General features: G+C 46.4%; 8 protein-coding genes. All 8 read right to left on the reverse strand.

Features of this window, described 5'->3' with window-relative positions:
* Window positions 1-4: 4 nt before the first annotated feature.
* Complete coding sequence (parE, locus tag QMA13_RS20375) at window positions 5-1,978, reverse strand: DNA topoisomerase IV subunit B (RefSeq protein WP_282935581.1); 1,974 nt, start codon at window positions 1,976-1,978, stop codon at window positions 5-7.
* Between the two features lie 60 nt (window positions 1,979-2,038).
* Window positions 2,039-3,031: an ABC transporter permease gene (locus QMA13_RS20380; RefSeq protein ID WP_282935582.1), complete on the reverse strand. Its 993-nt coding sequence runs from the start codon at window positions 3,029-3,031 to the stop codon at window positions 2,039-2,041.
* On the reverse strand, window positions 3,024-3,989 hold the full coding sequence (locus QMA13_RS20385) for an ABC transporter ATP-binding protein (RefSeq protein WP_282935583.1): 966 nt from the start codon (window positions 3,987-3,989) through the stop codon (window positions 3,024-3,026). The genes QMA13_RS20380 and QMA13_RS20385 overlap by 8 nt, the downstream gene beginning before the upstream one ends.
* Before the next feature lie 50 nt (window positions 3,990-4,039).
* Window positions 4,040-4,864: a GDSL-type esterase/lipase family protein gene (locus QMA13_RS20390; RefSeq protein WP_282935584.1), complete on the reverse strand. Its 825-nt coding sequence runs from the start codon at window positions 4,862-4,864 to the stop codon at window positions 4,040-4,042.
* Between the two features lie 236 nt (window positions 4,865-5,100).
* Entirely contained in the window at window positions 5,101-6,486 is a 1,386-nt protein-coding gene (locus QMA13_RS20395; protein ID WP_282935585.1) for a M23 family metallopeptidase, read from the reverse strand.
* 102 nt (window positions 6,487-6,588) lie between these two features.
* Window positions 6,589-8,433 (reverse strand): ABC transporter ATP-binding protein, encoded by a 1,845-nt coding sequence (locus QMA13_RS20400; protein WP_282935586.1) that lies wholly within the window; start codon window positions 8,431-8,433, stop codon window positions 6,589-6,591.
* Window positions 8,430-10,277 (reverse strand): ABC transporter ATP-binding protein, encoded by a 1,848-nt coding sequence (locus QMA13_RS20405; protein ID WP_282935587.1) that lies wholly within the window; start codon window positions 10,275-10,277, stop codon window positions 8,430-8,432. The genes QMA13_RS20400 and QMA13_RS20405 overlap by 4 nt, the downstream gene beginning before the upstream one ends.
* A 336-nt stretch (window positions 10,278-10,613) precedes the next feature.
* Complete coding sequence (locus QMA13_RS20410) at window positions 10,614-14,300, reverse strand: dynamin family protein (RefSeq protein WP_282935588.1); 3,687 nt, start codon at window positions 14,298-14,300, stop codon at window positions 10,614-10,616.
* Window positions 14,301-14,382 lie beyond the last annotated feature (82 nt).

The following is a 14,382-nucleotide window of genomic DNA, read 5'->3' on the forward strand; positions in this document are numbered from 1 at the left end:
TCACCTACTCCTCGAACTCGGTAAAGTTGACATTCTCAACAATCCAACGCTTACGCGGGTCTACTTTCTCTCCCATGAGCGTCGAAACGCGCCGTTCCGCTTTAGCCGCGTCCTCAATCTGTACCTGCAGCAGTGTGCGGGTAGCCGGGTCCATCGTTGTTTCCCACAATTGGTCCGGGTTCATTTCACCTAATCCTTTATAACGCTGAAGCTCGAAATTCTTGCCCATCTCCTTGGTGAGCGTCTGGAGCTGCTCATCTGTCCAAGCGTAGCGAATGGTCGAGTTCTTTCCTGACTTTTTCGAAAGCTTATATAGCGGTGGTTGGGCTATAAATACTTTACCCGAATCAATTAACGGCTTCATATAACGATAGAAGAAAGTAAGCAGCAATACTTGAATATGAGCGCCATCCGTATCCGCATCCGTCATAATAATGATCTTCGCATAATTACTTTCCGATGCGTCAAATTCCGGCCCTACTCCAGCCCCAATAGTGGCAATGATCGCTTTATATTCATCATTCTTCATAATATCCAGAAGCTTGGCCTTCTCCGGATTCATCGGCTTACCTTTCAAAGGCAAGATTGCTTGGTGCTTGGAATCCCGCCCCTGCTTAGCAGAACCGCCTGCCGAGTCACCTTCCACAATAAACAGCTCGTTGCGGGTATAATCCTTGGACTGTGCGGGGGTGAGTTTGCCACCTAGATTGGAGCTTTCACTTCTTCCCTTTTTACCACTGCGAATTTCCTCGCGGGCTTTACGCGCCGCTTCCCTCGCTCTAGCGGATTGGACTGCCTTTTTCATGATCATTTGTGCTACTTGGGGATTTTCCTCAAGGAAAACAGCCATTTTGTCCGAGACGATCGAATCAACTACGCTACGAGCAGAGGCGCTGCCGAGTTGGTCCTTCGTCTGTCCGACGAATTCCACTTCGCCCATCTTGATATTGATAACGGTCATCATGCCTTCACGTAAATCTTGACCGTCCAGATTTTTTTCTTTTTCCTTCAAAATCCCTGTTTTTCTAGCATAATCATTCATTGCGCGAGTGTACGCCGTTTTGAAGCCCGTCTCATGGGTACCGCCGCCACGGGTCGGAATGGAGTTAACGAATGAGACGATCGTTTCCGTATAACCATCGTTATATTGCAGGGCAACTTCAACTTCAATATCGTCTTTCTCCGCATAAAAATGGATCACTTCATGCAGAACGTTTTTCTCTTCATTCAAAAATTGAACGAATTGTCTGGCTCCACCTTCATACTGAAACGTTTCTTGCTTGTCTGAGCGCTCGTCCTTAATCGTCACCTGAAGTCCGGAGTTTAAGAAAGCAATCTCTTGTAAGCGCTCCAGCAGCGTGTCGTAGTTAACAGCCGTTCCACCCTGAAACACTCTTTTGTCAGGTTTAAATGTAACTTTAGTTCCTGTTTGTCTAGTATTTCCAATGACTTCCAGACCAGTTGTCGGCTCCCCAACATGCTCGATTCCTTTATCATCTACCCAATACTCGAAACGTTGACGGTGTGTTTTACCTTCCCGGTAAATGATGACTTCCAGCCATTCGGACAACGCGTTCGTAACTGAAGCACCAACGCCGTGCAATCCACCGGATTTCTTGTACCCTCCACCGCCGAATTTCCCTCCGGCATGAAGAATCGTAAACACCACTTGAGGTGTTGGAATACCGGTTTTGTGCATTCCCGTAGGAATACCGCGTCCATTATCCTGTACGGTAATCGATTGATCTTTATGAATAGTGACATCGATTTTACTACAAAATTTGGCCAAATGCTCATCGACCGCATTATCCACAATTTCCCATATCAAATGATGCAGTCCCGATGTGCTTGTGCTGCCTATGTACATTCCGGGTCTTTTGCGAACCGCAACAAGTCCTTCAAGTACTTGTATATCGTCAGCGCCGTAATCCGAACGCTCGGTGGTTGTGTTGGTAATCAAATCTACCTGTTCCGTCATCGAAGCCCCCCTTTACTACTGAAGCTCTAGTTCTATTGTGCATTATAACATCTCATTAAGTTAGTTCAATATATCTTTTTTCGTGAAAACCGTAAAGGAGACGATAATAGATACGATTCCCCAAACGGTCAAAACTGTTAAAGAAAACGGTAAATCCATTCCCTTTATCGGCGGCAAGCTGCCTGTTAAATAGTCGGTCAATCGTAAGTTAACCATGAATAAATATTTTGCCGTCTCCCAAGAGGATACCATATTTGTCAAGATGGTACCGGATATTAGAACGGCCAGCATAAGTCCCATTCCAGCAGCAGTGCTGCGAACTAGCACGGAAACCATCAAGGACATCACGGCAACGATAATCGCGGCAAACCATACCAAGCCGAATTCCATGATTAAGTACAGCCACTGATCCACAGGTCGAACGAAGGAAGTATCGACTTCGGAGCCGACAATCTTGAACCCGAAGAACACAGGCATATCCCATCCACCATAACCAAAAACAACGCCGGAAATTAAATAACAAAGCAGCGCGGTACAGATTACAATCAATGATGTAAATAAGATTAGGCTGATCAGCTTACTCAGCAAGATTTTCCACCTTCCGACGGGCCTTGTCAAGAGAAGCTTTATCGTACCTGTCGAATGTTCGGAAGAAACCAGGTCCGATGCAATCACCATGACCATAAGTGGAATGAACAAACCTACCGCGTTTTTGATGAATTCTCTTGTAAAGGTTACCCCGTTTGGAGCGGCTGGATTCACATCTTTATCCAAGTAATATTGAGCGAGCATCACTTCGACGCGGCGGAACTGCTTCCACTCCTCTGGAACGCGCGCACTACCGATGCTTCTCGTATAATCAACAATCTTCTGCCTTTGCTCCGCACGCCAATCGGTAGTGCCGAACTGTTTAAGATTGTTCTGGGATACCTTCAACTGGGCATAAGTAAACATCGGTATAAGAGCGGCCAAAATAAGCAGCACGACAAGCAGCCGCTTCTTTTTAATAATTTTGATACATTCGTTCTTCACCAACGGATATACGTTAACCAATACGTTTCCCCTCCGTTAAGCTTAAAAATAAATCTTCGAGTGTAGGGCTCTTCGTTTCGACTCCATACAACTGGATACCTGCTTCCACCATTGAACGGGTTAAGCCCGGAATCTCTTCCGGATTGAGCTGCGTAATAATGTCGTGAAGTGCAGCTTCGTTGCCCCCTATCCCATCGTCAGCTTTCTGAACAACTTCAAGCACCTCAATGCCATCCTTTGCCTTAAGCAGCTGGAGAGCTTTATCTACAGGATCTACCCTCCAAATGACGCGACTTGCCGAATCGTCAATTAAGGACTCTACTGCACCGACTTTGATAACTTCCCCATGGGTAATGATCGCAACCCGATCACACATCTGTTGAATTTCGCTCAGCAAATGACTGGATACGAATAGGCTTAAGCCGGACTTGGCAAGCTTTTGTATAAATTCACGCATTTCCTTAATCCCTTGAGGGTCAAGCCCATTCGTAGGCTCGTCCAAAATCAGCAATTTCGGGCGATTCAGAAGTGCTTGAGCAATCCCAAGCCGTTGACGCATACCAAGAGAATACGTCTTCACTTTATCGTGAATACGTGCATCCATAGCTACAATGTCAACAACCTCTTGAATACGCTCATCGTCGATTCCAGGCAGCATTCTGGCAAAGTGCTCCAGGTTCTCCCATCCGCTTAAATAGGAATACAGCTCCGGATTTTCGACGATACAGCCGACGTATTGAAGTGCTTGGTCATGATGCTTGTGCACATCATACCCGCATATGGTGATAGATCCTTCTGTCGGCGCTATCAAGTCAACCAGCATGCGGATCGTAGTCGTTTTTCCCGAGCCGTTGGGACCGAGAAACCCAAATATTTCACCAGCGAAAACTTCGAATGATATCCCTTTGATGATCTGCTTCTTTTTGATTGTTTTTTTGACATTATTCACTGACAAGACGACTTCAAGTTGGCTGCTCATGGATCTATTCTCTCCCTTACCTAATAGTCCGGTGATTCTTTCTATACGCTTTATTTGACAACTTGTACAATTCGATCGGCTATCCGCTCATACCCGTCTTGATTAGGGTGAAAATGATCCGTGTATAGGTATTTGTTGAGATTCAACTCGAACAAATCCGCCGTTGGAACAACCACCATATGAGGATATTTATTTGTGATTTCGAACGCAGCTTGATTCCATTTTTGAATAAGCAGCGAGCCCTCTCTTTTTTCGTCTAAATCTAGAAAAGGATGATACAGCCCAACGTAGCATATAATCGCGTTTGGATTTTGCTTTGCAATTGAATCGAAAATTTGCTCCAACCGTTTTAACGCCTCAGGCATTCTTTCCAAGGCGGCTTTAGGATTAAAGCCTTCATCGGATTGTCCCGTGAAAATGCCCTGGCCTCCTTCGAACAAATCATTGCCCCCTGCTGTTAGCAGAACAAGATCCGCCTGGCCAATCGCGGTACCCATATCTTTTTTCGCAGCCATATCCTTTAATACATCGCTTGTTTTAAACCCTGGAATTGCAAAATTATTAAGAATAAAAACGGGCTTGCCAAATTGTTTCTCGAGTTTTTCCTTTGTTTGTCCAACGTAACCTCTTCCAGATAAATCACCGGTTCCTGCGCTTAAGGAATCACCCAATGCTACGATTTGGATTTTATCCTTAGCAGCGAGCGATGAATCTTTAGGCTTAGCCGTCTCTTGAGGGGCTGCAGCTTCCGTCTGTTCCGCTTTTTTCGGAAAAATAATCTGGTTTATCGCATACGCAAAGCCAAATACGCAGAGCAAAGTGGACAGCAATGCCGCCAAACCGACGGTTCGCCACAAAAATCGAGTGGATAGCAAGACAACTTCTCCCCTTTACCAACATTCGACATTTTAAGTCGCTTTCATTTTAGAGTAGCGGTTTATGCGAAGATTTGCAAATGTGTACCAAGAACCAGATTATCTGAGTACAGCAAAAAAACCGGTGATTTCGCTCAAATCCCGGCGGTACATCCTATTATATCCTTCAAATTGTCGGTTCAAACTTCTTTCGCAATTATCAGATTACACGGCGAAATCTGCACCTGCATTCTTTATTAATCCGTCAGCTTCCCCAAAAATTTCAAAGGATTTTGCTGCTCTTCGCCTTTCCGTACTTCAAAATGAAGATGCACACCCGTAGCATTGCCGGTACTTCCCATAATGCCGATTTTTTCACCTTTTTGCACGGCTTCATCGCTGTTTACTCCTATTTTGCTTAGATGCCCATAGAGTGTGCTGTATCCATTTTGATGATCGATAATGATACAATTCCCATACCCCGTCTTCCATCCTGCAAATACGACTTTCCCGCTGTCAGAAGCCATTATAGCCGACTGCTCCGATACCATATCCATTCCTGGATGAAACGAGCCCCACCGCTGTCCGAAATCGCTCGTTAGCTTAGGCCTGTAAACGGGCCATGCGAATAAGCCGGTACCTTCTCCCGGAATAATCTTCGTCCCTTTTTTCACAAGGGCTTGCTTTGCTGGTTGAATGACTTTTTCTTCGGATAAGGCTTCGCTCGTTAGCTCTCCGTTAATTTTCGTAGTTAAATAACTTTTCTCCATAATTCCATTTTCCCCAGGCGTTATCGTTTCCTTGTTTCCTGCCTTCATAGTCGCATCGTCAACATATTCAATAGAATAAGGTAATTCAACCGTTTCAGAGTGCATTTCTACGGTTTTGACCGAAAGCAAAGGCTGAAGCACGGTTAAATTCAACACGTCTCCGACATGAATAACCGTATTCTTGATAAAAGGATTGTTATCGTATATCGCTTTTTGACTGATATGAAATTTGTAAGCAATGCACGATACACAGTCTCCCCGCTGAACTGTATAATGGACGGGTTGTACGCCTCCCGTTTCAATTGATTTCAATAAATCGTCGCTGTTTCCAACCTCTTCAGGCTTGATTTCAAGCTTTGCTAACTCGACGCGCTGAATAAACTCCACGGATTGAAGCCTAGATGACGGCTCCGAGGAATTAGGACTTACAAATTTATTTTTATATCCATCCAAAAGCTCGTTTACGGCTGTCTCATCTTTTAAAATACCGAGGGGGCTGCCGTCGATCCGGATCTGAACGCCGCTTGTCCGAATCGTCGCTCTTTGTTCCAGCCTCTCCATTACCTGCGTATTGTCGTAGGCAGCCTTATACTCACGCTCTTGAATAAAATGAACGTCACCAATCAACAGCTCCGCCTGAACGCTTGGATAGAGGAGCTTGGCCTGTTCCTGCTTCCAAAGCAGCCAATCCTGGACGATCCCCGTCGAATCTACAGCACCGATTCTTTCCGTTCCTACAAAAACATGATAGCGGGTTACCATATGGTTCAGCATATAGACATAAGCAGAGGAAAAAAATACAACGAGCACCGTCACAAAACTTAATCCGACGACCAACCATTTATCCTTTTTCCAGCCTATTATGTAATCCACGTGTACCTCCCAAAATCAGGTTTTGTAATGTCCACCTCCTTATCCTATTCTCTCCTATCTCCAAATAGCACAAAAAAGGCACCTCAAGAGGTGCCTTCCATTCTAGCCTACTTCACGTAAAAAGCGATATTGTGCTTGGATTAAGCCGTGATATATTCCTTTTTGCTTCATCAATTCCTCATGATTTCCCTGCTCCATAATGTTGCCGTGATCCAGAACGACGATATGATCTGCGTTACGGATTGTTGACAACCTATGGGCGATTATGAAGGAGGTTCTGCCAGCAAGAAGCGTCTTCAACGCCTCTTGGATTTTGAGCTCGGTCTCCGTATCGATGCTTGCTGTCGCCTCGTCTAGAATAAGAACACGCGGGTCGGCAAGCAGCGCTCTTGCGAACGAAATTAATTGCCTTTGACCCATTGACAGCACATTGCCCCGCTCCTGTACCTCGGTATCATAGCCTTGAGGCAAATTGACAATAAAATCATGAGCACGAACCGCTTTCGCAACGAATTCGATCTCCTCATCTGTCGCATCCAATCGGCCGAACCGAATATTGTCACGGATCGTACCCGAGAAAATAAACGTATCTTGAAGCACAATTCCCACCTGAGATCGGAGACTTGAGATCGCGACATCTCTTATATCGTGGCCATCAATCGTAATGGAGCCGCTCGTAATATCGTAAAATCGGCACAGCAAATTGATGATGGTGCTTTTGCCAGAGCCGGTATGACCGACTAGCGCTATAGATTGACCAGCTTTGACACTGAGGTCGATTCCTTTTAAAGCAAGTCTTCCCGGTTCATACTCGAACTCAACCTTTTTAAGCTCGATATCCCCTTTGACGCGAGGTAGTTCTTTAGCCCCGTGTGCTTCACCTACATTCGGCTTTTCATCGATAAACTCAAATATTCGTTCGGAGGATGCCATAGCGATCAGCATCTGCGAATACATCTGTCCAAGACGATTGATAGGCTCCCAGAAATGACCGATATAAGTAGCGAAGGCAACCAACAAACCAACCGTAATCTCACCCTGTTGAATCAAATGCGCGCCGAACCAGAATAAAATGCAATAGCCCACTGCGCCCGTTACCTCAATAATTGGGTTGAACGATTGGTTCAAAGTGGTAGCCCGATTCCATGACTTATGATTATCAAGGTTCATATTGTCGAAGAATGCGATATTTTCCTTTTCCTGCGTGAAGGCTTGAGTCACCTTGATTCCTTGAATACATTCGTTTAAATGCGCATTAATTCTCGACTGCTTAGTCTGCACAACCTGCCAAGAACGTCGGATATGGACACGCAGCTTAGTAGAAATCACAAACATAATCGGAACTGTAACGATGATGGCCGTACCTAATTTAAAGTTATAAAATAAGAGAATAAGTATAATTCCGATAAGCTGAACACAGTCAATAAGTAAGTTAACAACCCCGTTTGTAAACAAATCTTGAAGCGAGTTTACATAGTTCGTAATCCTTACCAAGATCGACCCAGCAGGCCATTTATCAAAAAATTTGAACGAAAGCTTCTGCACATGACTGAACAAGTCATGCCTTAGATCATAGATTACCTTCTGACCGATCATATTGGTGTAACGGATACGATAGTTGTTGGCTGCCCATTGGATTAAATATAAGGCGAGCATCCCCCCCACACACATTAGCAAAAGCTTCGTATTTCCTTCACGCAGCGCATGGTCAATCGCATAGGCTATAAGAAGCGGATTGAGCAGCTTCGTAAGCGCGCCTACGATCATCATCGTTATGATAACCGGTAATATTTGCTTGGAATAAGGTTTTATGTACTGACTGAGCCGCTTGATCTGCACCCAGTCGAATTCCTTATCCAGCTGTTCGTCGTCTTGATATACAAAACGTTGACCTTCCTGCCCTGTCGGGCTTGCCTTCCCGGTCGCCGTTTTCGCTGACTGGCTCACTGTGCGTACCCCCTCAACTTGACATGTCCTGCTGCTGCCACCTGGTTCACAGCTTGCTGCGGTTCAAGAGCGGACTGCATGCCATTAGCTGCTAATGTTTCTTCTGTTTCGTCAGGATGATCGGCGAATTGGATGTTATATGTATCCAAATAAGGACCTTCCTGCTTCATTAATTGATCGTGTGACCCTCTTTGAACGATACGTCCTTGATCGAGAACGAGAATTTCATCTGCATGACGCAAGGAGGATATACGGTGGGCGATAATAAATGTCGTCCGGCCTTTCATCACTTCCTGGAAGCCTTGCTGTATCTCATGCTCTGTCTCCATATCTACAGCGCTGGTTGCATCGTCAAGAATAAGAATTTTGGGATTTTTGAGCAGTGCTCGGGCAATTGCAATCCGCTGCTTCTGACCGCCAGAGAGACCTAGTCCGCGTTCTCCTACAATAGTGTCATAGCCTAACGGAAGCTCCATAATAAAATCATGGGCTTTCGCCAGCTTCGCGGCGTGAATGATCTGATCCGTCGATACATTCTTAACTCCATACGCAATATTATTACGAATCGTTGATGAGAACAGGAAGGTTTCCTGGAACACGATCGCCATCTGATCGCGCAAGCTTTCTAACGATACGTCACGGATATCGTGGCCGTCCACCGTAATTTGACCGTCCTTGATGTTATAAGCGCGAAGCAGCAATTGAATCACCGTAGATTTACCTGAGCCTGTTCCACCCAGCATGCCTATAACGGATCCGGCCGGGGCATCCAGTTCAAAATCATACAAGGCAGGCTGCTTATCTGTATAAGCGAACGTTACATTATCGAAGCGAATATGCCCGCTTACTTGCTCTGAGTGTAATTGAATGGCATTATCCTTATCCTTTACATGAACATATTGATGTAAAATTTCGAGAATACGTTCCCCGGCTGCCTTGGATTGGGTAAAGTTATTAATATGAAACCCAATTCCCCACATCGGACCGATAATGTACCAAATTAAACTGAAGCAAGCAACGAGTTCACCAAGAGATATCGACTTGTTAATGACCATATAACCGCCAATCCCAAGCAGCAGGACGACACTCATATTGGCAAATAACTCCATCAGCGGAAAATAACGCGCCCAAATTCCGGAAGTCGTTACGTTGTTAACCTTGTAATCCTCGTTCCGTTCCGAAAACTTATTGATCTCATGAGGCTCACGCGCAAATGATTTGACCGTACGGACACCTGTAATGTTTTCCTGAACCGAAGTCGTCATAGAACTCATTGATTTACGAATCGATCGAAATGCGGGATGAATTTTACTTTCAAACCGAATTGCCGTAAATACTAGGAAAGGCATGAATACCATCGTAATCAGCGTCAGCTTCCAGTTGATAGTCATCATCATTATCGTTCCGAAAGTAAACATCATGAAAACGTTTAATATTTGTACAAAACCGAATCCGACAAAATCCCTCACCGCTTGTAAATCCGCCGTTAGACGAGACATCAAATCACCTGTGCGGGCTTTATCGTAGTACTGAAACGACAAATACTGCAATTTTTTGTACAGCGCATTTCTTAGATTGAATGCAGTTTTGTTACCCAGCTTCCCGCTGCTTATTCCATGCAGGAATTGAAACAGCGCTTTACAGCTAACGACCCCAACCACTAGTAACGCTAAGTACGGCACCACGGAAAAATTTTGTTTCGCAATCACATCATCAATCAAATAGCGCAGCAGATTCGGATACACCAAACCTAATGCCGTTGCGGTCATCAGTGAGAAAATTGATGCGAACAAATACTTTTTCTCTGACCAGTAAAACTCCTTTAACTGCCTAAAGACTTCCATGGTGTCCCCCTCCATTAGCAGCCCAAAAGACCGCTTTAAGCAAAAATTGCTTTCGAAGCAGATGGGACTGCGTTCGAAAGCGTTCGCTTTTTTTGAATATTAACATCATCCATAGGGTGCAGCAACATCCAATGCTGTCATAAATCTCCTTTAAGGGAGAAATAAGCGCATTTAATCACAAAATACCAACACAATCCACTTATATCACATCATTAATGCCAAATCTCGCCAAATGAAAACCCTTTCAACAAATCAAATAAAATCGGCTGTCCAGGTATGGACAACCGACTCTGCAATTACTTTGAAAAAAAGATAAAGTTTGATTAAAACTATATTTTACACTAGAAATTGCTGCATGCGGACAAGCTTCATTTGAAGCTCTTCAATATCGATCTGCATCTCCAAAGCAGCCAACTGGCCATCCGCATATTCTCTTAGCTCCTGCTGAAGACGAACGGATAAATCCAGATACCAAGCTTGCAGCTGCTGACGATAGACAAGCTCCAGTTGATCTGCTTGCTGCTGAGCATAGACCGTTAATGGATCATTTAATTTCGTCTCAAGCTCGGTGCGCAGTTTTTGTTTACCGTCGCCCTCAAAGAAATGCTTCGCATTTTTGTAGAAACCGGCAAGCCATTTCACAGTAACTTCTTCTTGTGCACGGAAAGGCTCTGTTTCCTGAAGCGGCGTAAAAGCATGCGGTTCATAGGAGGCAGGCTGGAAATCCGCAAGATGTGAGCCAAAGGATTGCATCCATTGCTCTCTTCGTTTCTTTGCCGTCTTATTGATCGAATTCTCAACTCGTAACGTAGTGGCAAGTATCTCCTGGGATAAGTCGAATGATATCATTCGACGCAGATCGTCCCAAGCGGATTGAATCAGGCTTTTCACATCTTTCCCTTCTTCGGCAAAGACGGACGGATTAAATGCCAGGTTGAACAGCTCCCCGAATCGGTACACTTCACGCTGTTTAACATAATACAGCAGCTCATCAATTTCCTTGCGCAGCTCCCGCTCCTCAGGCTCGGTTGAAATGGCCTTTAACATTTGGGTCGCTTCATCCAAAGCTTGACGAATGGCACGCGCCTTGTTCTGACGCTCCGATTCATCCGATTGAGCGCTGGCAATCCACTGCTTCAATACATCCGATGCTCGCATCAGATCACTATGCCCTGACCGAATAGCAATTTCGGTCAACTCTTCTAATGAAAACCGGACAAAATCCGTTTCGAAGGAAGAAATACCGGACGCCTGAATGGTATTGGCATCCCCTGCGAGCTTACCCTCCAAAGCATAATAACTGGATAATGGATAAATACGAGGATGACGTATTCCGTGCTGCTGCAAATTGGTTTCCACATGGGATACTACGCCCTCCAGCTCTTCAACCGAAGAGGCCAGATCTGCCGCATTGACGATAAAGAACATTTTATCCAGCTCAAAGCTATCTTTCACGCGTCCCAATTGGAGCAGGAATTCTTTATCCGCATGGGAAAATGCGTGGTTGTAGTAAGTTACGAACAAAATAGCATCCGCGTTTTTGATATAGTTAAAGGCAACCCCTGTGTGACGGGCGTTAATAGAATCCGCTCCCGGCGTATCAACCAAGACGATGCCTTGGTCGGTTAATGGATTGGAATAATAAAGCTCGATCAGATCGACGAAGCACGATTTGGCTTCATCCGCAGCATATTGTCCGAATTGCTCCGTATCGACGCGCAGTTCGCCTCCAATATGGCCCTCTACAGCCGACCAGCCGCGTTCTACGGCTTTCAGGAATGTATAATGAGGCTTACCCTTTGCCGACACTTGCTCAGCCGATAAGCGGCGAATCGCGCTTAGTCCGTCTTTGAAATCAGCAGCGGCAATTCCTAATACTTCAAGCGAGTAGCGAACGTCATCGGTCAATCGCTCCATCGATTTCATTTTCACTTTGGCCGTTCCATGCGGCCAGCCGTTCTCCGGCTCCGGCGGCATAATCTTATTGATGGCCGCCGTAGTAGGATTCGGTGAAACCGGCAAGATCCGTTCGCCGATCAGCGCATTGGCAAACGATGATTTGCCTGCGCTGAAAGCACCGAACAACGCGATCGTGAAGCGGTTGTTCTCAAGCCGTTCCGCTTTCTCCTGCAAGGAGCGACAAATGCTCTGCAGCTGCGAGAGACCCGCGAGCTCGCTTGCGCCGTCAGCTAGCTTGCCCGCTGCTTCACGCAGACGGGCGCGATGCCCGCCCTGCGCCAGCGGTGCGGCACTGGAGCGCGCTGTGCGGCTCGCCGTAGCGGCCACCGCCGCGAGGGCGTCGCGCGCAGCGTCGGCGGCGGTGCTGCCGCCAGCCTGCGGCACTGCGCTGCTGGACGCGCCAGCTGCTGCGGTAGCTGCAGCCGGGTCCGGCAGCGCCGGCGCAGTCGCGTGCAGCGCGGCCAGTGGCGCTTGCAGCTGCGCGGCGTAGGCCGCCTCAGCGGCTGCAAGCCGCTCCAGCTCACGCAGGCTGCCAAGGCGCCCTTCGAGCACCGCGAGCTGCTCTCTTAGGCTGCTGAGCCTATGTGCCAGCGCCTTGGCCACCGCATCGCTAAGCTCATCAATGAGCTCGTAAGCGCATTTGCGGTAAAGCAGCTTCACTTCAGCAGCAATCTGCTTACTGTAATTCAACGTGTAGTCGCCGCCGAAACCAGCTGACTCATTCACTTGCTCTGCGAGCCATTCGGGCTCAACAGTGACATGCAATCGTTCTGCGGTTTCCCGAACCTGATCCGCATGGAGTAAAGATATTTCATCAAAAGTTTTGGTCAGTACCTGCTGCAAATGACGTTCGATTTGCGTAGCCACTTGGCCAGTAAAATCGCTATGAAAAACAGCTAAGCGCCGTTCAACTTCTTTCGCTGTTTTCGCGGCACCGGCGAAAAACCCAACCTTAAATCCAGGTTTGCGGCTTTGCAAGTATTCATGCGCTAAGTCGCGCGTTACCGCTGGAGTTATATTGGCATTATCCAATATGGCTCCAGTCTCTTTGCGCAATGCAGCGCGGAGCGCTTCTGGCTTCGCCTCCACATCCGCAAGTTCCTTGCTTAGCTCCGCCCATTGCTGCTTCGCTGTCTCGGATTCCTCGTCTTCAGCCAGTTGTGCACGCAGCTGCTCCTTGATGGGCTCGTTGCGCTCAGCCAGCTTGCTGGCATGTGCCGCAGCCAAATGCTTAGCCGATTTTTCCAGACTTAGAGCTGACAACGGCTCACGACCTTCAATCAGCTTGCCGAGCAGCCAATCCAGCTTCCCCCACTCGCTGTGAGGATGATTCGGAACCTTGACAGAAGTATATAAGATCCCATCCGGTTGAATGTGCCAGTTCGCAAAAGCTTCCTTCACTCCGGCTTTGTACGTTTCGAACGACAACTCCTGATCCCGATGCTTATCGACCTGATTGATCAACAAATAAAGCGGCTTGCCCCACTCTTTCATTTTCTTGGTAAAAGCAAAGTTGATCTCCGATTGTACATGATTGTAATCCATAACATAGAACACAACATCTGCCAAATGAAGCGCAGATTCGGTAGCCAGTTGATGGGCATCGTCCGTAGAGTCAATTCCTGGAGTATCCAGCAATGCGGCCTGTTCTCCTAGGAAAGGAATTGGATAACGGAGATTTACCGTCTCTATCGCTTCTCCATTTTTACAATACGCAGCTAGTTCATCTAATGGTACAGTTTGTACCTTCGGTTCAGCCATATCGTCTTCTACCCTATGAACGACTCTTGCGCCAGATTCCCCATTGCTGATGCTTACAATATTAGCACTGGTTGGAATCGGACTCGAAGGAAGCAGCTGATGACCGCATAGGCTATTAATCAGACTTGATTTTCCTGCCGAGAAGTGTCCACAGAATGCAATATAAAAACTGCCGCTATGCGCCTTTTGCAGCAGCTGTTTGATTTTCTTCCCGTTTTCTCCATCCTTTTCTTTCTCCACTTGTTCTAGCAAAGAACGAATCGTACTTTCCATGGTTTCCCCAAGAACCGTTAAGTTGCTCATCCCATTCTCCCCGTATCTCTATATTCATATCTTCATAGGATATTTCGATTTTCTGGCGAGGGTTCGCCGCAAAACAATCCTA

It is taken from the genome of Paenibacillus sp. RC67, assembly GCF_030020805.1.
GTDB lineage: Bacteria > Bacillota > Bacilli > Paenibacillales > NBRC-103111 > Paenibacillus_S.

Excerpts from the sequence above, each read along its gene's own strand:
- parE (WP_282935581.1), bottom strand. The coding sequence starts at position 1,978 with ATGACGGAACAGGTAGATTTGATTACCAACACAACCACCGAGCGTTCG.
- QMA13_RS20385 (WP_282935583.1), bottom strand. The coding sequence starts at position 3,989 with ATGAGCAGCCAACTTGAAGTCGTCTTGTCAGTGAATAATGTCAAAAAA.
- QMA13_RS20410 (WP_282935588.1), bottom strand. The coding sequence starts at position 14,300 with ATGAGCAACTTAACGGTTCTTGGGGAAACCATGGAAAGTACGATTCGT.
- QMA13_RS20405 (WP_282935587.1), bottom strand. The coding sequence starts at position 10,277 with ATGGAAGTCTTTAGGCAGTTAAAGGAGTTTTACTGGTCAGAGAAAAAG.